At 70.2% G+C, this 19,487-nt stretch carries 17 protein-coding genes, 1 tRNA gene and 1 pseudogene; 13 read left to right on the top strand and 6 right to left on the bottom strand.

What is annotated here, in order from left to right; genetic code table 11:
* Positions 1-163: 163 nt before the first annotated feature.
* The 3 genes from ASF18_RS11065 to ASF18_RS11055 all read left to right on the top strand — a co-directional run bounded on the left by ASF18_RS11065 (position 164) and on the right by ASF18_RS11055 (position 3,693).
* A complete protein-coding gene (locus ASF18_RS11065; RefSeq protein ID WP_056213699.1) occupies positions 164-514 on the top strand; it encodes a hypothetical protein in 351 nt (116 codons plus the stop codon).
* A 173-nt stretch (positions 515-687) separates the two neighbouring features.
* Positions 688-1,980: an adenylosuccinate synthase gene (locus tag ASF18_RS11060; RefSeq protein ID WP_056213701.1), complete on the top strand. Its 1,293-nt coding sequence runs from the start codon at positions 688-690 to the stop codon at positions 1,978-1,980.
* A 144-nt stretch (positions 1,981-2,124) separates the two neighbouring features.
* Positions 2,125-3,693 carry a hypothetical protein gene (locus tag ASF18_RS11055; protein ID WP_056351550.1) on the top strand — a complete coding sequence of 523 codons (1,569 nt, stop codon included), beginning with the start codon at positions 2,125-2,127 and terminating at the stop codon, positions 3,691-3,693.
* Between the two features lie 133 nt (positions 3,694-3,826).
* On the opposite strand, the gene rpoH is transcribed toward ASF18_RS11055, so the two are convergent.
* Together rpoH and ASF18_RS11045 are read right to left on the bottom strand one after the other, a co-directional pair.
* A complete protein-coding gene (rpoH, locus tag ASF18_RS11050) occupies positions 3,827-4,717 on the bottom strand; it encodes an RNA polymerase sigma factor RpoH (RefSeq protein WP_056213706.1) in 891 nt (296 codons plus the stop codon).
* Between the two features lie 245 nt (positions 4,718-4,962).
* Positions 4,963-5,958, bottom strand: a complete 996-nt coding sequence (locus ASF18_RS11045) for an RluA family pseudouridine synthase (protein ID WP_056351547.1) — start codon at positions 5,956-5,958, stop codon at positions 4,963-4,965.
* 148 nt (positions 5,959-6,106) lie between these two features.
* Here ASF18_RS11045 and ASF18_RS11040 point away from each other — a divergent pair.
* Positions 6,107-6,181, top strand: a tRNA-Glu gene (locus ASF18_RS11040).
* A gap of 66 nt (positions 6,182-6,247) precedes the next feature.
* Here the strand turns inward: ASF18_RS11040 and ASF18_RS11035 are convergent.
* Positions 6,248-7,015, bottom strand: a complete 768-nt coding sequence (locus ASF18_RS11035; RefSeq protein WP_244472664.1) for a Crp/Fnr family transcriptional regulator — start codon at positions 7,013-7,015, stop codon at positions 6,248-6,250.
* 475 nt (positions 7,016-7,490) lie between these two features.
* Here ASF18_RS11035 and ASF18_RS11030 point away from each other — a divergent pair, with 475 nt between their 5' ends.
* The 5 genes from ASF18_RS11030 to ASF18_RS24250 all read left to right on the top strand — a co-directional run bounded on the left by ASF18_RS11030 (position 7,491) and on the right by ASF18_RS24250 (position 11,342).
* A complete protein-coding gene (locus ASF18_RS11030) occupies positions 7,491-7,769 on the top strand; it encodes a hypothetical protein (RefSeq protein WP_056213710.1) in 279 nt (92 codons plus the stop codon).
* Positions 7,770-8,059: 290 nt separating this feature from the next.
* Entirely contained in the window at positions 8,060-9,583 is a 1,524-nt protein-coding gene (locus ASF18_RS11025) for a chromosome partitioning protein ParA (RefSeq protein ID WP_274534724.1), read from the top strand.
* Positions 9,584-9,673: 90 nt separating this feature from the next.
* Complete coding sequence (locus ASF18_RS11020; protein ID WP_056213714.1) at positions 9,674-10,129, top strand: hypothetical protein; 456 nt, start codon at positions 9,674-9,676, stop codon at positions 10,127-10,129.
* Between the two features lie 109 nt (positions 10,130-10,238).
* Complete coding sequence (locus ASF18_RS11015) at positions 10,239-10,859, top strand: hypothetical protein (protein WP_156649781.1); 621 nt, start codon at positions 10,239-10,241, stop codon at positions 10,857-10,859.
* Positions 10,860-11,189: 330 nt separating this feature from the next.
* Complete coding sequence (locus ASF18_RS24250) at positions 11,190-11,342, top strand: hypothetical protein (RefSeq protein ID WP_200917569.1); 153 nt, start codon at positions 11,190-11,192, stop codon at positions 11,340-11,342.
* A gap of 27 nt (positions 11,343-11,369) precedes the next feature.
* Here the strand turns inward: ASF18_RS24250 and ASF18_RS11010 are convergent, their stop codons facing one another.
* A complete protein-coding gene (locus ASF18_RS11010) occupies positions 11,370-12,269 on the bottom strand; it encodes a metallophosphoesterase (RefSeq protein ID WP_056213996.1) in 900 nt (299 codons plus the stop codon).
* A 100-nt stretch (positions 12,270-12,369) separates the two neighbouring features.
* Positions 12,370-12,840, bottom strand: a pseudogene (locus ASF18_RS11005) (VIT1/CCC1 transporter family protein); the annotation flags it as partial.
* A gap of 347 nt (positions 12,841-13,187) precedes the next feature.
* On the opposite strand from ASF18_RS11005, the gene ASF18_RS11000 reads away from it, so the two are divergent.
* From ASF18_RS11000 to ASF18_RS10985, 4 genes are all read left to right on the top strand, one after another.
* Positions 13,188-13,964: a lysophospholipid acyltransferase family protein gene (locus tag ASF18_RS11000; protein WP_056351540.1), complete on the top strand. Its 777-nt coding sequence runs from the start codon at positions 13,188-13,190 to the stop codon at positions 13,962-13,964.
* A gap of 5 nt (positions 13,965-13,969) precedes the next feature.
* Positions 13,970-15,277, top strand: coding sequence for a 3-deoxy-D-manno-octulosonic acid transferase (locus tag ASF18_RS10995; protein WP_056351636.1), 1,308 nt, complete (start codon positions 13,970-13,972; stop codon positions 15,275-15,277).
* Positions 15,278-15,287: 10 nt separating this feature from the next.
* A complete protein-coding gene (gene lpxK, locus ASF18_RS10990) occupies positions 15,288-16,271 on the top strand; it encodes a tetraacyldisaccharide 4'-kinase (protein ID WP_056351537.1) in 984 nt (327 codons plus the stop codon).
* Between the two features lie 442 nt (positions 16,272-16,713).
* On the top strand, positions 16,714-18,876 hold the full coding sequence (locus ASF18_RS10985) for a TonB-dependent siderophore receptor (protein WP_200917571.1): 2,163 nt from the start codon (positions 16,714-16,716) through the stop codon (positions 18,874-18,876).
* Positions 18,877-19,099: 223 nt separating this feature from the next.
* Here ASF18_RS10985 and ASF18_RS10980 read toward each other — a convergent pair whose 3' ends face one another.
* Complete coding sequence (locus ASF18_RS10980; protein WP_056351527.1) at positions 19,100-19,321, bottom strand: DUF2093 domain-containing protein; 222 nt, start codon at positions 19,319-19,321, stop codon at positions 19,100-19,102.
* Positions 19,322-19,487: the final 166 nt, after the last annotated feature.

Below are 19,487 nucleotides of genomic sequence, written 5' to 3'. Positions count from 1 at the left end.
CGCCCGAAGCCCTCGCCCGAAGCCCTCGCCCGAAGCCCTCGCCCGAAGCCCTCGCCCGAAGCCATCCCAGGACCATCGTCCCATCACGGGACCGATGGGGCAGGAACGCTTCGGCGCCCGGCCTGTTCTCCCTGAAAACCCGCATCCGAGACAGGGAGACCCTATGCGCTCGATCCTCACCCTCGCGGTCGGCTTCGGCCTGATCGCCGGCACGGCCTTCGCGCAGTCCCCCGACGCGCCGCTGAAAGGCCGGGACACCGATCCGGCCTTGCCGCCGCCGAACCAGACCATTCCCGACAAGATCCGTCCCTCCGAGGGAACGGCCGACCAGGGCACCTCCGCCGACAAGGGCACGCTGAGCGACAGGCTCGAGAAGAGCGATGGCGTCATCAAGCCGCCGGGCAATGCGGCCCCCGGCATGGTGGTGACCCCGCCCGACCCGAACCCCGGCTCGATGCCGGTGATCAAGCCCGGCGACCTGCCCGGCCGCCAGCCCGGGACCGAGGCCCGCTAGACCTCCCGCTCGGCGGGGAGGCCGACTGGGCGACATACCTGCTCATCGGGCGGCGAACCGGCCCCTTGCTTGATTTCCGCGCACGGATCGCGGAAAGACCCGAGGACAGCGAAAGCGGTCCGCCCGTCAGGTCGGACCGCTTTCGCGCGGGTTACGGCACAGGTCTTCAGTGAATGGCAAACGTCGTCGTCGTAGGCGCCCAGTGGGGTGACGAAGGCAAGGGCAAGATCGTCGACTGGCTTTCCGAGCAGGCCGACGTCGTGGTCCGCTTCCAGGGCGGCCACAATGCCGGCCACACGCTCGTGATCGACGGGGTGACGTACAAGCTCGCGCTGCTGCCGTCGGGCGTGGTGCGAGGCGGCAAGCTGTCGGTGATCGGCAACGGCGTCGTGGTCGATCCGTGGCACCTCGTGGACGAGATCGCCCGGCTTCAGGCCCAGGGCGTCGAGATCTCGCCCCGGACCCTGCGCATCGCCGACAACGCGACCCTGATCCTCCCGCTGCACCGCGAGCTCGACCACTTTCGCGAGACGTCGAACGCCGGGCTCAAGATCGGCACGACGAAGCGCGGCATCGGCCCGGCCTACGAGGACAAGGTCGGCCGCCGGGCCATCCGAGTCGTCGACCTCGCCGACGAGTCGACCCTCGAGGCGAAGATCGAGCGGGTGCTCACCCATCACAACGCCCTGCGCCGGGGCCTCGGCATCGCCGAGGTGGACGCGGGCGCCCTGCTCTCCGAGCTGAAGGCGATCGCCCCGACGATCCTGCCCTATGCCGACACGGTCTGGAAGCTCCTCGACGACGAGCGCCGCGCCGGCAAGCGCATCCTGTTCGAGGGCGCGCAGGGCGCGCTGCTCGACGTCGACCACGGCACCTATCCGTTCGTGACCTCCTCGAACATCGTGGCCGCGCAGGCCGCCACCGGCTCCGGCATGGGCCCCTCGGCCATCGGCTACGTGCTCGGCATCGCTAAGGCCTACACCACCCGGGTTGGCGAGGGTCCGTTCCCCACTGAGCTGTTCGACGAGATCGGTGAAACCATCGGCGCCAAGGGCCGCGAGTTCGGCGTCAACACCGGGCGCAAGCGCCGCTGCGGCTGGTTCGACGCCGTGCTGGTGCGCCAGACCGTCCGCACCTCGGGCATCGACGGCATCGCCCTGACCAAGCTCGACATCCTCGACGGCTTCGAGTCGATCAAGGTCTGCACCGGCTACCGCCTCGACGGACAGGTGGTGGACCACCTCCCCGCCAATCAGGCGGCGCAGGCCAAAGTGGAGCCGATCTACGAGACCATCGAGGGCTGGTCAGGCACCACGGCCGGGGCCCGCTCCTGGGCCGACCTGCCGGCCCAGGCGATCAAGTACGTGCGCCGGATCGAGGAGTTGATCGGCGCACCGGTGGCGTTGCTCTCGACCTCCCCGGAGCGCAACGACACCATTCTCATGCACAACCCCTTTGAGGACTAGGGCGGTTTCCGCTTGATGGGCGCGCGGCCGCGCGGGGATGATGCCCCTGACGGACCCGCGGTGGTCGGCCGGCTCCGCCCGTCCGCGGGACGGCGGGACGAGGCGGCGGGTCGGTCGCCGGTGAGAAGGCGGATCTGAGGCACGATGGCCGACTATTATCCCCTGCTGGCACGGGCGCTCGACGCGATGCCCGACCGCTCCCCGGCCCTGCGCCAGGCCGTCTACGAGCGCGCGCGGGGTGCGCTGATCGGTCAGCTCCGCTCCCTCGATCCGCCCCTGTCCGAGGACGATATCGACCTCGAGCGCAACGCCCTCGAGGCCGCCATCCTGCGCCTGGAGCGCGACCACGGGGGCGTCGCCCCGTCGCCGCCCGAGCCGGCGCCGGCGCCCGAGCCGCCCGCCCCCGAGCCGGACCCCCTCCGGCCGCCTCCCCCGGCCAACGATCTCACCGATCTGCCCGAGCCGCTCCCGCCCGAGCCGTCTGGGTCCGAGCCGGTTCCGCCGGAGGCGACCCTGCCGCCCGCGCCGCCGCCGAATCTCGGCGTGCCGGCCGCCGGACCGCCCGTGTCGGCCCAGCCCGAGCCGGGTCCGCCGGCGCCCGTTCCGCCGGCGCCTGAGCCGGTGCAGCCGATCGCCGTTTCGCCGCCGACGCCGCGCGACGGCGCCGGTCCGTCGGCCGAGAGCGGCGCCGACACGATCCCGCCGCCGGTCCGCATCCAGGCCCGCAAGGCGAAGAGCCCGCCCTTCATGGCCGCCGAGGGGGCGGACGAGGCGTCCGCGCCGACCCCGCCCCCGGAGGAGGACGGCAGCGACGTGCCGCCCCCGGATGGCGGCCAGCGCCAGCGTCCGCGCATCGAGGTGGTCGGGCCGCGGCACGGGCGCTCGCGCCTCCTGCGCAACGTGCTCGTCGGCAGCATCCTGATCGCGGTGATCGGGCTGATCGCGGTGGCCGCCTTCCTCCTGCGCGACAGGCCGGCCGACCTTCAACCGATCGCCACCGAGCAGCAGGACGCGGTCCCGGAGGGCGCCGATTCGAAGTTCGCCGACCGGGTTGGCGGCGACGCCGCGCCGGCCGAGCGCGCCGCGCCGGCCCGGCGTGCCACGCCCGCGCCAACGCCGTCTTCGACGCCGGCCGCCCCGACCCAGGCCCAGCCGGACCTCGCGGTCACCCAGCGCGCGGTGCTCTACGAGGAGAACATGGGCGGCGGCGCCAACGCCACGCCCACCACCACCCAGGGCCGGGTGGTCTGGCGCCTCGACACCGTCCCGGGCGAGCAGGGCCAGCAGCTGGAGACCGTCGTGCGGGCCACGGCCGACTTCCCGGAGGCCGGGCTGACCCTCGCGATGACCGTGCGCCGCAACCTCGACGCGACCCTGCCGGCCTCGCACACCATCGAGCTCGCCTTCACGCCGAGCGGCCCCACGGCCGCCCGCCACAACGTCCAGGATATCGGCCTGCTCCAGGGCAAGGACGACGAAGGCGCCCGCGGCTCCCCCGTGGCCGGCCTGCCGGTGCGGGTCCGCGAAAACCTGTTCCTCATCGGGCTTTCGTCGCTGCCGAACGACATCGAGCGTAACACCGACATCCTGCTGCACAAGAACTGGTTCGACATCACGCTGAAGTTCGCCGCCGGCCCCCGCGGGATCATCGCCTTCGAGAAGGGCACCGCCGGAACCCAGGTCCTGCAAGGCGCCTTCGATCAGTGGCGCTAGGGCGTTTCGCGCCGCGGGTCACGTGCGCGGAAGCTTTCTTCAGCGACCGCGCATCGGGCCCGGAACGCAAAACGGCCCCCCGGCACGATGTCCGGGGGGCCGTTCTCCTGTCGGCGAAGGCGGTCTCAAGAACTCAGGCGTGAGCCTCGACGCGCGGGGCCTCGCGGGTGGCGAGGTTGCGCTTGACCGCCTCCTGGATCTTTTCGAAGGCGCGGACCTCGATTTGACGGACGCGCTCGCGCGAGACGCCGAACTCGCCGGAGAGATCCTCCAGGGTGATCGGGTCGTCGGCGAGGCGGCGTGCCTCGAAGATGCGCCGCTCGCGCGGATTGAGCACCGAGAGCGCGTCGCGCAGGGCCGAGAGGCGGTTCTGCCCCTCTTCCTCGCGGGCGAGCACGGTCTCCTGGCTCGGGCTGTTGTCCACCAGCCAGTCCTGCCACTCGCCCTCGCCCTCCTCGCGCAGGGGCGCGTTGAGGGAGGTGTCGCCCGAGAGGCGGCGGTTCATGTCGACCACCTCCTGCTCGGGCACGCCGAGCTTGGTGGCGATCTGGGCGACCTGGTCCGGCTTGAGGTCGCCCTCGTCGAGGGCCGAGATCCGGCCCTTGGCCTTGCGCAGGTTGAAGAACAGCTTCTTCTGGTTGGCGGTGGTGCCCATCTTCACGAGCGACCATGAGCGCAGGATATATTCCTGGATCGCCGCCTTGATCCACCACATGGCGTAGGTGGCCAGCCGGAAGCCCTTGTCCGGCTCGAAGCGCTTGACCGCCTGCATCAGGCCGACATTGCCCTCGGACACGACCTCGCCGATGGGCAGGCCGTAGCCGCGATAGCCCATGGCGATCTTGGCGACGAGACGCAGGTGGGACGTGACGAGCCGATGGGCGGCGTTGCGGTCGCCCTTCTCGCGCCAGTCCTTGGCGAGCGTGAACTCCTCGTTCGGCTCGAGCATCGGGAACTTGCGGATCTCGTCGAGGTAGCGTGAGAGGCCACCTTCGGTGGCGAGCACTGGCAATGCGCCGGCCATGATCTTACCTCCTTGAAAGGACCCCCTGAGGGCGGTCCGCAGCGAACCGCCGCTCCCTTGAGCCGACCGTTCGATTCCCCAAGTCTAGCGGGAAACCGGCGGGAACGGAAAGGCGGCGCGTGGGACGCGTCCGGCATCAACGCACGGGATCCCGCTTGGGTCTCTGATGACACGAATGGCCGCAGCCCGCCGTGTCCTGGCGCACGCCCGCGTGGTCTCGCGCAGTCTTGACTGTGTCTGCGGCGCTACGGCCCGGCCCGCAGCGCGGTGACGAGGGCCTGGAGGTCCGCGGGCAGCGGGCTCTCGAAATGCAGGGTGTCGCCCGTGCGCGGATGGGCAAAGCCCAGGACACTGGCGTGCAGCGCCTGCCGGCCCAGGGTGCCGAGGGCGGCGCGCGCCGCCGGGCCGAGCCGGCCTGCCTTGGTCTTGAAGGCCCCGCCATAGACCGCGTCGCCCAGCAGGGGGTGGCCGCGATGGCTGAGATGCACGCGGATCTGATGCGTGCGCCCCGTCTCCAGCGTGCAGCGCACCAGCGCCACCGGCGCCTCGGCCCCCAGCACCGCCTCGACCCGGTAATGCGTGATGGCGTGCCGGCCGCCGTCCCCACGCACCACCGCGATCTTCTCCCGGTTGCGCACGCTGCGGGCGAGGTTCGCCGCGATGGTCCCGGCCCGGGGCTCGGGCACGCCCCAGGCCAGGGCGAGGTAGGCCCGCTCCAGGGGGCCGGTGCGGCCGTGGTCGGCGAACTGCGCCGTGAGCCCGGCATGGGCCAGATCGTTCTTGGCCACCACCAGCAGGCCGCTGGTGTCCTTGTCGATGCGGTGGACGATGCCCGGCCGGCGCACGCCGCCGATCCCCGACAGGCTCTCGCCGCAATGGGCGATGAGGCCGTTCACCAGGGTCCCCGATTCGTGGCCCGGCGCCGGGTGGACGACGAGGCCGGCCGGCTTGTCGATGACGATGAGGTCGTCGTCCTCGTACACGATGGCGAGGTCGAGGGCCTGCGCCACGGGTTCCGGCGCCACCGCCGCCGGGATCACCACGGCGAGCTCGGCCCCGGGGCCGACCTTCGCGGAGGGGTCACGGCTGACGGCGCCGTCCCGGCACACCTGCCCGGCGCGGATGAGATCCTGCAGGCGCGAGCGCGAGACATCGGGAAAGGCCCGGGCCAGGGCCCGGTCCAGGCGCTCCGTCGCGGCGTCCTCGGGAAGCGTCGCGCGGCGGTCTTCGAGTCCCGGCAAGGGGCCATCCTTCGATTTAAAAATGTCGCGTGCGGGCCGACCGGGCGATTTCAGCCCTTGTCGTGCCGCGCGACCCTCGCTATACGATCGCCCATCGGCCGGGAAGCACGGATCGCCGCAGCGATCACCGAGTGCCTCCCTCCGGTCCGCGCCCATCGTCTAGCGGTTAGGACAGGTCCCTCTCACGGATCAGACCGGGGTTCGATTCCCCGTGGGCGCGCCATGCACTACCCCTCGACATTCCGAAACATGCCGGCTGTCCCAAGCCTTCGCGCGCGGTCGGTTCCCGTCAATTCGAATGCGGGGCCTGCGCGCCGAGGCCATGGGCGGCCATGGCGTTGAGGCAATGGGCCGGAATTCGCCGGATGGCGCGCGTCTCCGCCTCCGCGTCCATGCGCAGGTAGGCGGCGTCGAACTCGGCGAAGGCGGACAGGGCGGCGAGGTCGGGAATGGTGAGGCGCCGGTCCCGGAGTCCGATGCGCCCGTTGCCGCGCAGATCCTGCAGCACCCGGTTGACGTGGACGTTCGAGAGGCCGGTCGCGTCCGCGAGATCGGCCTGGGTCACGGGCAGCGCGCAGCTGGTCCCGGTCGTCCGCCCCACCCGCTGCTGGCGGACATAGAGTTCGCAGAAGAGGTGGGCGATCCGCTTCACGCCCGGCTGGCAGCCGAGATTGACCATCCACTCACGCAGGGTCGCCTCGTCCACGAGCGTGCTGAGGCTCAGGGCGCAGGCCAAGGCCGGGACGGTGTCCAGGATCTCCGCGACGGTCTCGGCTGCGAGGTGAACCGCCTTGCAGGGCGACAGGGTGACGATGCTGTGGTCCATCCGCTCCAGGAGGGAGACATCCAGCGCGCAGAGGTCACCGGGCAGCAGGAACGCCAGGATCTGACGGCGGCCGCTCGCCCGCGCCTTCTGGCGGCACGCCATCCCGTCCAGGATCAGCCAGAGACCGTCCGGCTTGTCACCCTCGCGCACCAGGGGCGTGTGCGCTTCGAGGCTGCGCCGCTCCGCGCTGATCCGCTCCAGAATCGCCCGGTCTGCCTCCGATAATTCCACGAAGCTTTCGAGCTTTCGCGTGAAGGGATTGGGCAAACGTGGGGGCGAATTGTCCGTCCGGGTCATGCAGTTTTCACCCACGCGTTCCGGCCGATGACAGCACTTACGTAGATATTAATTTTGTAAATGTTAGCGGTCGAATGTGAAATCTTCAATCGGGTATTGGGAAATGTCGAAAACCGGACATTTCGTCCGGCGTGAAAAGGTTACGGGCAAACACTGGGCACCCCCGAGCACTGCGAAATTCCGGATCGATCCCGCGGCATTGCGAACCGTCCTCGTCGCCGGCGCGGCCTGGACGCGGTGCGAATCCCGGGGGGACCGCGGCCAAGAGCTTCGGAGAAACAGGAGCGTCGGAGGATCGAGCGCGCCATTCCGCTGCCGCCAGTCGCCCGACGAGACAGGGCCCTTGCCCGGCCGCGATAGGACAAGCTGTCCGGCTGACGGCCGCGCCCGCGCCATGCCATGAGCGGGCATGATCCGGATCATCAAGCACATCCTCGTCGAGCCCACGGCGGACCAGCTGCCGCGCCTGCGACGGATTCAGGCGGCGGTCCTCGCCCGGTTTCCGGACGCCACCACGGAGATCGTCCCCGGCCTGCTCGACGATGACCTCGTCGTCGAGGTGCGGCTTCCGCTCCTCCACCTGATGGCGTGGCGCGGCGCCCGGGACGCCTGGGGCGACTTTCGCCAGGCCGGGGACGGGACGCCGCCCGATCATGTCGGGACGGCACGCGACGCCGGGCCGGATTGACGCGTCGCGGGTGGGGTGCGCCATCCCCAGCGCGTTTTCACGCTTGCGGGAGGGATGACGGACGAGCTTGCACGCCGCAATGCTGCAATCGGCCGTCCGAACCGCAAGTCGACCGCCACGCTTGTCAAGCTGAGCCCAGCAACGCGACGGATCAGGCGCCGCTGCGCTACAAAAGCCATACGTTAAGAATTTGCTAACAGGACGCGTTTGGCGTGATTGACAGGGGCAGGAAATTGCAACCTTGTTGAATCCTGGTCGTGGGTTGTCCGCCACGAGATTGGATCGCAGAAATGAGCTGGCTTTCGCTCCGCAAATTGACCGCAAGTGAAAGCAAGGCGCCGTCTTCACAGCAGACCGATGCATTGCTTCGTTCTCCAATACAGGATGTGCCTTTTATCCGTATTGCCGATGAGGCGGAGACGACGGAGCCGCTACTGGACAGTGAAGACCTTTCGCTGGATTCCCTCGGGCAGCACAACGAGAGCCTGCGGTTCCGCGTGGCGGAAATGTCCGAGCGCCTCGACGACCTGAAGTCGCTTCAGGCGGATTTCTCCGCCCTCCTGGTACCGATCGTGGCGATCACCGAGGAGCTTCCGCGGGCCAAGGTCCGGACGGCGGAGCTCGAGACTCTGCTGGCGATGGAGCAGGGTAACGCGGCCACCCTCCGGCGCGATCTCGCCGACGCCACCGGACGCCTCGCCGCAGCGACCAACGACGTGGCGGCCGCCAAGATCCAGCTGCACCACCTCGAGACCAGCCTCCAGGCCCGCGACGCGGCGGCCGAGGAGGTGCGGATCGCCCTGCGCGACAAGACCCTGCAGGCCGAGAACCTGGAGCGGCGCCTCTTCGCCGAGACCGAGCAGAGCCGGGCCCTGCAGGGCGAGAGCAAGGCGCTGCGGGTGGAGGCCAAGGCCCTCGACCAGGCGCTGGCCCGGTCCGACAGCGAGCTGCAGGACCTGCGCGAGAGCCGGCACGCCCTCGACCGGGACAACCTCCGGCTCCAGAACCTGAGCGAGGCCCAGGCGGCCCAGCTCGCGGAACTGAGCGCCCGCGCCCAGGAGTTCGAGGGCCAGGCCGAGTCCGGCCGCGTCGCCCTGCACAACGTCGAACAGCAGCTGGCGGCGGAGATCGCCGCCGCCCAGAAGGCGGAGGCCCAGTACGAGGCCGAGGTCGCGAACCATCGCACCGAGCGCGCGAGCCTCGCCATGCGGGTGGAAGCCGCCACGAGCCGGCTCGCCAACACCGAGCAGATGCTGGCCCAGCTCCGCACGCAGCTCCGCGAGCGCGACGAGGCCGGCCGCTCGGCCGAGCGCGGCCTCAAGGAGGCCTCCATCGAGCGCGTCACCCTGGAGCGTCGTCTGGAGAGCGCCCAGGTCGACCTCGCCCGGCAGAACGAGCGCTTCCTCGAGATGCAGCGGGCCCGCTCGGAATTCGAGCACCGCTGCGAGATGCTGACCAAGGCGATGGCGGCCAAGGATGCGGCCCTGGAACAGGCCCTCGGCCGGGTCTCCAGCCTGTCCGACCGCATCGACCACCTCGTCCACCGCCAGGAGGTGGAGCGTGCGGATTTCGAGACCGTGAACCACCGTCTGATCGAGGAGCTCCAGCACGAGCGTTCCGAGCGCAAGCTCGCGCAGGGTGCCCTGGACATCGCCCGCGAGAGCCGCGTCGCCCTGCAGAAGCAGCACGAGGCCCTGCGCCGCTCGGCCCGCAGTTTCGCGGGGGACGAGGGGGCGCGGAGCGAGCCGGCCCCGGCCGCGCCCCCGCCGGAGCCGAGCAACGTCCGTCCCTTCTCGCCCCCGCCCGAGAAGTAGCGCCCGACCCGACCGATCCAGCCTCGCCGACCCGACCCCTCCACCCCTTCAAGAGACGGCGCGGCGGAGACCCCGCGCAGGGATGCCCAGATGTCCGAGACCGCGCTTCGCGACCGAGAAACCTCCTCCGCCGGAGCCTGGCTGATGCGCAGCCTGCCCAGCCCCCATCGCGGGCCGGGGGCGCCCGAGCCGGCTCAGCAGGCCCATCTGGACGAGACCCTTCCGGCTCCGGCCAATGCCGGCCGGACGCGGGACTGGTCCGCCTCCCTCGATCTGATCCACGAGGCCACGGCCGCGATTCGCATCAGCGAGGAGCGGGCCGCGGAGCTGGAGCAGGAGCTGGAGCGCACGGTCGCGCGGGCCCTGGAGCGGGCCACCGCCCTGGAGGCGCAGGTCGCCGCCGCGCAGACCCGCGCCGACCTCGCCGAGCGCCGGGCGGACGAGGCGGAGGAGTGGCTGGCCCGCCTGCACGACGCCGTGGTGGAGGGCTTCACCCGCCGTGCGCCGGCGGACGAGGCGAACCCGGCCAAGGTCGGAACGCCGTGAGGGGCCGGGGCGCCGGTGGCGGATCCATCCCGCGTGGTCACGCCGCCCGCCCGGGACCCTGTTCAACGACCGTCACCATGATCGTTTTCCCGTCCGGGTCTCCGCCCCCATGTCCGCTGCACCCATCTCCGCCGCTCCCATCCCAGCCGCTCCTATGCCCGCTGCCGCCTCCCCCGTCCTGTCGCCCGTGATCGATCTCGCGCTCGCCCGGCTGCCCGTCCGTCACGGGAGCGAGGCCTCGGACCCGCGCGAGACGGAAAGCCCCGTGCGGAGCGGCAGCCAGGCACTTGCCCTGGTGCCCGTGCCGGCGATCACGCACACCTCGGAACTCGGCGCCACGACCCTGCGCCTGGTCGAGCACAGCATGGAGACGATCCAGGCTCTGCACGAGCGGGTCGATACGATCTCGGCCCAGGCGCGGGACCTGATCCGCCTCACCCACCGGGAGCGGGTCGAGCAGCAGGCCGAGCTGGATCGGGCCCGCGCCGAGGCGTCCGCCTGGCGGCGTCAGGCGATGGAACTGGAGATCCGGATGCGCGAGGCCCAGCTGCGCGTCCGCGAGGCCGAGATGGCGCGGCGCGAGGCGGATCAGGCCGCCCTTGATGCGCGGGAGCGGGCCCGCTCCGCCGAGGGCGAGGTCCAGGATCTGGAAGCCTACCTGCGCAAGATCAGCGACTACCTGCAGGCCAATCTCGGACGAGTCCCGGGCCGGCCGTCGCGCGACGCCTGAGGGTCGGGCGGCGGCGTCGCGCCTCGGGAGAATCAGGTCCGGCGACGAGTCCGCCCGCGGTGGGGGCCGAGGCGGCCCAGGATGGCCGGAACGGGCCCGGCGGGCCCCCGCCTTCCCCCGGAGACCATGGTGCGGCGCAAGCGTAGCCATTCGTTGAGAAGGTTCGGGGATTTCGTCCGCTGAACTGATATACCAAGATGTTCGCTGCATCGCGGGATCGATTTGTCGCGTCTAGCGCCGCCGAGGACTTGCGTAGTCTGAACCGACCGTTAATGTTTCCCCTCCGCCGAAATCATATCGCGTCTAACCTTTTTTGACGGGGTGACAGCCATGTCCAACGTGATTCGCGTGAAGCCGACGCATGACGGCACCTATACGGTCTACCGGGGCGAGGCCGTGCTCGTCAGCGGCCTGACCCGCCTGCAGGCGGAGCGCTACGAGGCCAGCCTCGCTGCCCAGGCGAAGGTGCTGGAGGACGCCTGAGCCCTGAGATCCCGAGGCGGCGACGCCTCAGGAGCGGGCCAGCGGAAGGGCGCCGAGATCCGCGATGGTTCCGGACTCGGTCAGGCCCCGCTCGATGCCCGCGACGGCGTAGCCCGTCGCGCGGCGCGTGATCGTGTAGAGGTGGTAGCTCGCGCGGTGATGCCGGGCATCGCCCCGGGCCGAGGCCGAGGCGGCCCCCACCACCGGAATTGACGTCCCCCCCGGCCCGGGCACGAACGCGACGCTGCGGACGTGGTTGTGCCCGTGCAGGATCAACTCCGCCCCGGCATGGGCCACCATGGCGGTGAACGCCCCCGCATCCTTCAGTTCACGCCCGGACGACGTGCCGCCGGGATGCGACGGGTGGTGGATCATCACCACGCGGAACGGCGGCTCGGGTTCGGCCCCCAGCGTCCGCAGCAGGGCCTCGGTGGCGGCGATCTGCTGCGGCCCGAGGCGGCCGCTCGCCATCAGGGGCTTCGTCGGCACCGCCGAGGACAGGCCGATCAGGGCCACCGGCCCGCGCCGGCGCAGGTACGGGAAATGCCCGTGCGTGCCGTCGTCGCCCGCCGTCCAGGCGCCGCAGGCGAGGAGCAGGCCCTCGAGGGAGCCGCGCACGTAGGCGTCGTGGTTGCCCGGCACGAAGCTCACGGTCTCGGGCGTCCCCAGGGCTTCCAGGAAGACCTTCGCGGTCGACCACTCGCTCGGCAGGCCGATGTTGCAGAGGTCGCCGGTGCAGGCGACGTGGTCGTGCCCCTGCGCCTGGAGGTCGGCCACCAGGGCGGCCAGCACCTCCATGTCGTGGGCGTCCTTGCGGCCGCGCTGCCAGTTCACGTAGCCGGTGGCCCGCTTGCTCAGGAGCTGGCGCAGGCGCGGGCGTGTCAGCGGCCCCACATGGGGGTCGGTCAGGTGGGCGAGGCGGAACATCATCCCCCAATGCGCGGTCGATGATCGGGATTTCGCGCCCCGCATCGCCCCATCCGGGGCCGGGGGTCAACCCTCGCCTTCCGAATCCGCCCGCCGTCCCTCAGGCGCTCCCGATGGCGATGCCGGCGAGGAGCACCAGGGCGCCCCCGAGCACGACCTGCAGGGCCGCGCGCCAGAACGGCGTCGCCATGTAGCGCGTGCGGATCGCCGCGATCGCCAGCAGCTCCACCACCACCACCAGGATGGCCAGGGCCGTCGCGACGCCGAAGGCGTTCGGCCAGGTGGAGGGAATCGCGTAGGGCAGCGTGTGGCCGAGGCCGCCCACCGTGGTCATCACCCCGCAGACGAGGCCGCGCATCCAGGGTGTTCCGCGCCCGGTGATCTGCCCGTCATCCGAGAGCGCCTCGGTGAAGCCCATGCTGATCCCGGCGCCGATGGAGGCGGCGAGCCCCACCAGGAAGGTGGCGCCGTTGCTGTGGGTGGCGAAGGCGGCGGCGAAGATCGGCGCCAGGGTCGAGACCGAGCCGTCGATCAGCCCGGCGAGCCCCGGCTGGACGTAGCGCAGGACGAAGGCGCGGTGCGCCTCCGCCGCGGCGGCATCGATCGCGGTCATCGGCTCCGGGGCGCCCTGGGCGGGGGAGATCATCATCATCGCGCGTCCTGTCCTGATGGGCTCCCTTCGGAGCGCGTTCCTCTTTGGACTCATTCCAATCTATAGCTTGGAACGACTCCAAACAAGCGCCCTGCGCCGGGTTTCGCCCCCGAAACGGCGGATTCGGCCGCCACAGCGCCGTTGCGCCGGCCGCGCGATCGGAGCTAGACAGCCGCCTGCCCGTCCGGCGCGCCGCGCGGGACGGCTCCGCGGACATCCCTTCCTCGACGGCATCGCCGGTCCGTCGGCGACGCGAAAGCGACGTGATGAGCCTCGTCAAACGCATCGGCCGCGCCCCGGCGGTCCAGCAGGCCCTCGGCATCGTCGCGGGCGGCTACCTCCGCCTCGTGCGGCGCACCAACCGCTTCACGGTGGAGCCGGCCGCGCCGGATGCCTGGCTCGACGGGCACAGCCCCTTCATCGCCGGCATGTGGCACGGCCAGCACACGATGATCTCGTTCATGCGCCGGCCGCACGACCGGATCGCCACGATCATCTCCCGGTCGGCAGACGGCAACATCAACACCATCGCGCTCACCCGCATGGGCGTCCGGGTGATCCGGGCCTCGGGCGCCCGCGGCCGCGTCCTGCGGGACGCCCGGGCCAAGGGCGGCGCCGAGGGCCTGCGCGCCATGCTGCGGGCCCTGAAGGACGGGGAGAGCGTGGCCTTCAGCGCCGACGTGCCGAAGGTCTCGCGCCGGGCCGATGCCGGCATCCTTACCCTGGCGCGCTTCTCCGGCCGGCCGATCATCCCCGTGGCGGTGGTGACGAGCCGGCACTGGCGCTTCGACAGCTGGGACCGGGCCTGCCTCGGTCTGCCCTTCGGCCGGGGCGCGATGGTGTTCGGCGAACCCCTCTTCGTGCCGCGGGACGTGGAGCCCGAGGCCCTCGAAGCCCTGCGCCAGCAGCTCGAGGCCGAGATGAACCGCGTCCACGACCGCGCCTACACCCTGGTCGGCCGGCCCGACCGGGTCGGGCCCCACGACCGCGTCGGCCATCCCGACCGCGTCGGGGCGGACGGCCGGGTCGGGGAACCGGCGTGAAGGCGATGGCGAAGGCCCCGCCCCTCACGGCGCTCCTGCGGGCCTACCGCACCGGTCTCTATCTCGGCGAGCCGGCGCTGGTGGGGCTGCTCGGCTGGCGTGCCCGCCGGGGCAAGGAGGATGCCGGACGCCTGGCCGAGCGGCGCGGCCTGCCGGGCCGGGCCCGGCCGACGGGCCGCCTCGTCTGGATGCACGGGGCCAGCGTCGGGGAGGCTCTGTCCCTGGTCGGCCTCGTGGACGGCATGATCGCCCGCGGCTTCTCGGTGTTGGTGACGACGGGCACCCGCAGCGCCGCCGACCTGATCGGGCGGCGCCTGCCCGCCGGGGCCGTGCACCAGTACATGCCCCTCGACGCGCCGCGCTGGGTGGACCGATTCCTCGCCCATTGGCGGCCCGACCTCGCCCTCGTCGCCGAATCCGAGATCTGGCCGAACACGGTGCTGGGCCTGCACCGGCACGGCATCCCCCTCCTCGTGGTCAACGGACGGATGTCCGAGCGCTCGTATCGGGGCTGGGCCCGCACCCCCCGGACCGCCGAGGCGCTGCTGGCCCGCATCGCGATCTGCCTTGCCCAGACCGACGCGGATGCCGACCGCTTCCGCCGCCTCGGCGCCCCCCGGGTCAGCATCGCGGGAAACCTGAAATACGATTCCGAGGTGCCCCCGGCGGACGGCCAGCAGCTCGCCCACCTGCGCGACCTCGTCGGCGACCGGCCGGTCTGGGTCGCGGCGAGCACCCATCCGGGCGAGGACGCCATGGCGGCCCGGGCCCATGCCCGCCTCAAGGAACGCTGGCCGCGCCTCCTCACCATCGTGGTGCCGCGCCATCCCCATCGCGGCGGCGACGTCGCCGCCTGCGCGGGGGCCGAGGGCCTGACCAGCGCCCGGCGTTCGCAGGGCGGGCGCCCCCATGGCGGGGTCGATCTCTACGTCGCCGACACCCTGGGCGAGCTCGGCCTGTTCTACCGCCTCGGCCGCATCGTCTATCTCGGCGGCTCCCTGGTGCCCCATGGCGGCCAGAACCCGATCGAACCGACCCGCCTGCGGGCCGCCGTGCTGCACGGGCCGCACATCCACAACTTCACCCAGGTCTATGCCGCCCTGGACGAAGCCGGCGGCGCCCTGACGGTGACCGACGCCGACGCCCTCGCGAAAACCCTGGACGCCCTCCTGGCCGACGGCCCCCGCATCGCGGCGATGAGCCGGGCGGGGGAAGCCGCGCTCCAGCCCTTCGAGGGCGCCGTCGCCCGCACCCTGGCGGTGCTCGATCCCTTCATCGCCCAGATGACGCTCCGGGCGATGGCGGCCCCGTGAGCGCCGGCTGATGCGCGCCCCCGCCTTCTGGGACGCAGGCCCCGGCCATCCCGCCGCCCGGTGGCTCGCGCCGTTGAGCGCCCTCTACGGCCGGCACACCGCCGCGCGCATGGACCGGCCCGGCGCGAAAGCCCCCTGCCCCGTCCTCTGCGTCGGCAACTTCACCCTGGGCGGGGCCGGCAAGACCCCCACCGCCCTGGCGCTCGCCGCCCACCTGCGCGCCCTCGGGGCGAACCCGGCCTTCCTGACCCGCGGCTATGGCGGGCGCCTCGCAGGGCCGGTGCGGGTCGATCCGTCCCGCCAGACCGCCGAAGAGACCGGCGACGAGCCCCGGCTCCTGGCCCGGGCCGCGCCGACGATCCTGTCGCGGGACCGCCCGGCCGGCGCCGCCCTCTGCGTCCGCGCGGGCGCCGACGTCATCGTCATGGATGACGGCCTGCAGAACCCGAGCCTCGCCAAGACGCTGTCGCTCGCCGTGGTCGATGCCGGCGCCGGCCTCGGCAACGGGCGGCCCTTCCCGGCCGGCCCCCTGCGGGTGCCCCTGGCCCGGCAATGGCCCCACATCCACGGCCTCGTGCTGATCGGGACCGGAGACCGGGGCGAGGCCGTGGCGGCGGCGGCGCAAGCCCGCGGACTCCCGGTCCACCGCGCCCGCCTGGTCCCCGGCGCCGACCTGACAGGCCGCCGCGTCCTCGCCTTCGCGGGCATCGGCCGCCCCCAAAAGTTCTTCGCAACCTGCGAAGAGGCCGGCGCCACCCTCGTTGGAACCCGCGCCTATCCGGACCACCACCCTTACGGCCCCGCCGACGAAACCACCCTCGCGGCCGAAGCCACCCGCCTCGGCGCCGACCTCGTCACCACCGAGAAGGACCACGTCCGCCTCACCGCCCCCTTCGCCGCCCGCGTCGCGGTGCTGCCTGTTACTTTGGCGTTTGCCGATGAGGGGGTTTTGTTAGGGCAGTTGCGGGGGTTGGTTGTGGGGATTGGGCGATAGCAAAGATCAAGTTGGATCTTTGAAAGAGTTTCTCGCCTGACGCCCAATTCCATATGCAGTTCGAAGCGGACAGGTCACTGACGACCCCAGGCGATTATACGGCCAACTAGGAGCACTTCTTGAAAGCAGCAATCCGTCAGGGCGTCCAGCGGTTGCGCTGTTCGTCAGAAGTACGCAGGCGGGATGCCGCCTCAAACCGGCTGCAACACAAATGGAACTGCTGGCCCGGCGAACGACCTTGATCGCTGTCACGCGTATGCAACACATCTCCTGCGAGACGAGACAGATTATAACGCTTCTAGACCAACGCTAAGGTATATTCGAATACCTCGAAACTAGACGTGTGTGCTCGGAAACCCGCAAGCTTGACCGCATGTGTTTCTGGACCGTAACGGACCGAATTGATTCAAGTTGGTTTGCGTGCGTGAACGTGTCGAGCAAAATGCCCAAGAGAACCATTACGCTGGCCTCGTCCGCTGCTTTCGTGCTTCTGGCGCAATCGGGTTCGTTAGTCAGGTTCGGGCCCAGTTTGGCCGTAGCTCAGCTCGCCGCAGATGCTTCACAAGAGGTTCAGCTCGACGAACTTTCGGTGGCCGGCTCCGGAGCGTCTGCGGGCGGAACAGCACGCAAGGTCGATGGCTACCTTGCACGGGACAGCGTCAGCGCAACCCGCACCGACACGCCGATACGCGAGGTGCCCCAGACGGTCGTCGTCGTGCCGGATCGGGTTCTGCAGGACGCCGCCGCGACGCGGGTCGACACCGCCCTCGATCTTGCCGGCGTCGGCCGGGCCAACAATTTCGCGGGCCTTGGCCTAACGGAGTTCACCATCCGTGGCTTTAATACGGGCGAGTACTACCGCAACGGCTTCCCAATCAATCGGGGCTACCCGCCCTCGCCGGACGTGGTCTCCATTGAGCGAATCGAGGTGCTGAAGGGTCCGTCTGCCTTCCTATACGGACGCGGCGATCCCGGCGGGACCTTCAACATCGTCACTAAGCAGCCGTTGGCCGAGCGAGCCCTTGCGATCGGCACGCAGTTCGGAAGCTTCAACCAGAAGCGCAGTACCTTCGATGCGACTGGCGCCCTCGACGAGCAAGGCCGGGTGCTCGCTCGCATTACGGGCGCCGTTGAGGACAACGGAAGTTTCCGCGACTTCGTACACGGCGACCGCTTCTACCTCGCTCCCGTCATCGCCTGGAAGCCCACCGCTGACACCACGATCACTTTGGAGGGCGAGTTCGCCAGCACGACGGCGACCTTCGACCGGGGCGTCGTGCCGATCAACGGTAACATCCGCGCCCTGCCGCGCAACCGCTTCATTGGCGAGCCCGGCATCCCGCCGGTGCGCAACGATAACGCCCTTGGCCAGCTGCGCATCGAGCACAAGCTCGATCAGGACTGGGTGGTCACTGCCGGCGTCCAGGCGCTGGGTGGGAAGCTCTTTGGCGACGGCGTAGGCGCCATGAATGTCCTCAGTGATGGGCGTACCCTACGCCGAACCTTCGAGCATCGCGACTTGAGTTGGTCGGATCTCGACCTGCAACTCAACCTCGCGGGCAAGTTCGAGACCGGCCCATTCCGCCATACTCTGCTGATGGGCTTGGAGTACGACACGTACCGCTATCGCGAGATCTTCGACCGCTCGAACGCAAACCTCTTCCCCTTCATCCTCGACCTCCTCTCGCCCCGCTACGGGCAATCCACCCGCCCTCCACTCACTTCGATCACCAACTTCCTGCAGAACACCGAGAGCTTCGGTGGCTACGTTCAGGATCAGATGGACCTCACCCCACGCCTTCATGCCCTTCTGGGCGTGCGCGTGGAGAATCTAGGCCTCGTTTCCACCGACTACCGCACCGGCCGCACCACGAGCCTGCAGGATACGGTCGCGACCCCGCGCTTCGGTCTCACCTACGATCTCACCGATGAGGTCTCGGTCTACGGCAGCTACGGCCGTTCCTTCCTGCCGAATACCGGCACGGATCGCTCGGGACGCCCCTTTGCTTTCCAGCAAGGCGAAGGCTACGAGGTCGGCGCCAAGCTCAGCCTACTCAACGGGCAACTGAGCGCCACGGCGGCTCTGTTCGACATCCGGCGCACCAACGTCCTCACGGCCGATGCCGTCGATCCAAACTTCAGCGTGGCGGCGGGCGAGGTGCGCAGCCGGGGCTTCGACCTGACCGTTGCTGGATATCTGGCACCCGGCTGGCGGGTGATCGGCACCTATACCCATGCGGATGCCTCCGTGAGCCGCGACAACACGCTGCCCGTGGGCACGCGGATCGCCAACATCCCTGCCGACACCCTCGCCCTGCAGAGCGTCTACGAGTTCCAAGGGGCAGAATTACGGGGGCTTGGTCTTGGTGGTGGCGTGACTTATGTCAGTCAGCGCAAGGCTGGCACCGCCCTCTCGACCTTTCGTCTGCCGGACTACACGATCTTAAGCCTGATCTCGTACTATTGGATCACTCCGCAGGTGCGGGTCTATCTCAATGTCGACAACCTACTCGACACGAACTATTACGACCGCGCCTTCCAGAACCGCTACGCTACACCGGGTACGCCGCGCACGATCATGGGTGGTGTCGCAGCACGCTTTTGATCTCTACCGTTGCCAAGAAGGGGCCTCTGCAACGGATCACCCATCTGTTTGGCGTCTACGACCACTGTAATGCCTGAACCGCCGGTAAGCGGACCAGCGAAAATCAGCCCAAGCCGGTCGTACGAGGCAATCCGATGTTAGGGCTGCACCCGCGGTAGCCTTCATCGGATTCGTATGTGCAGAACCTACCCGGTCTCTGACCTACTAATTGCGCAAAAATCCCCTAATCCGGACGTCCGGTCTCGGCGAGGCGCTTCATTGCCGCCTCGGGGCTGGCATAGGCCTCCTGCCGGGTCGCGCTCCAGTAGCGCAGGGCATCGAGGGGGATCGCCTCGCCGGTCACCGCGCAGCGCACGAAGCTGCCGGGCTTGATCACCCGCATGGTGCCGTCGCCGTACTCCACCACCGCCTCGCCGGAGGCCCCGCGCTCGAAACGTCCCAACATGGTCCCCCGCCTCCCGGCTCGTCTCCCATTCGCCCCGTCTTAGGAGCCCGGGGGCGCGCTGTCGATGCATCCGCCGCGCCGGGCCTCGACAGCCCCGCCCCTTGGTGCCTAAGTCGCGGGATGCCGTGCCGTGTCCCGCCCCGATGACCCCGGAATCCACGACTTT

It is taken from the genome of Methylobacterium sp. Leaf89 (assembly GCF_001422215.1).
Taxonomy (GTDB): Bacteria; Pseudomonadota; Alphaproteobacteria; order Rhizobiales; family Beijerinckiaceae; genus Methylobacterium.
This window is presented reverse-complemented; position numbering and strand designations above follow the sequence as displayed.

Coding starts and splice junctions, on each gene's coding strand:
- ASF18_RS11060 (WP_056213701.1), top strand. CDS start 688: ATGGCAAACGTCGTCGTCGTAGGCGCCCAGTGGGGTGACGAAGGCAAG.
- rpoH (WP_056213706.1), bottom strand. CDS start 4,717: ATGGCCGGCGCATTGCCAGTGCTCGCCACCGAAGGTGGCCTCTCACGC.
- ASF18_RS11010 (WP_056213996.1), bottom strand. CDS start 12,269: ATGTTCCGCCTCGCCCACCTGACCGACCCCCATGTGGGGCCGCTGACA.
- ASF18_RS10985 (WP_200917571.1), top strand. CDS start 16,714: ATGCCCAAGAGAACCATTACGCTGGCCTCGTCCGCTGCTTTCGTGCTT.
- lpxK (WP_056351537.1), top strand. CDS start 15,288: ATGCGCGCCCCCGCCTTCTGGGACGCAGGCCCCGGCCATCCCGCCGCC.
- ASF18_RS24250 (WP_200917569.1), top strand. CDS start 11,190: ATGTCCAACGTGATTCGCGTGAAGCCGACGCATGACGGCACCTATACG.
- ASF18_RS11020 (WP_056213714.1), top strand. CDS start 9,674: ATGTCCGAGACCGCGCTTCGCGACCGAGAAACCTCCTCCGCCGGAGCC.
- ASF18_RS11055 (WP_056351550.1), top strand. CDS start 2,125: ATGGCCGACTATTATCCCCTGCTGGCACGGGCGCTCGACGCGATGCCC.
- ASF18_RS11015 (WP_156649781.1), top strand. CDS start 10,239: ATGTCCGCTGCACCCATCTCCGCCGCTCCCATCCCAGCCGCTCCTATG.
- ASF18_RS11000 (WP_056351540.1), top strand. CDS start 13,188: ATGAGCCTCGTCAAACGCATCGGCCGCGCCCCGGCGGTCCAGCAGGCC.
- ASF18_RS11065 (WP_056213699.1), top strand. CDS start 164: ATGCGCTCGATCCTCACCCTCGCGGTCGGCTTCGGCCTGATCGCCGGC.
- ASF18_RS10980 (WP_056351527.1), bottom strand. CDS start 19,321: ATGTTGGGACGTTTCGAGCGCGGGGCCTCCGGCGAGGCGGTGGTGGAG.
- ASF18_RS11030 (WP_056213710.1), top strand. CDS start 7,491: ATGATCCGGATCATCAAGCACATCCTCGTCGAGCCCACGGCGGACCAG.
- ASF18_RS11025 (WP_274534724.1), top strand. CDS start 8,060: ATGAGCTGGCTTTCGCTCCGCAAATTGACCGCAAGTGAAAGCAAGGCG.
- ASF18_RS10995 (WP_056351636.1), top strand. CDS start 13,970: ATGGCGAAGGCCCCGCCCCTCACGGCGCTCCTGCGGGCCTACCGCACC.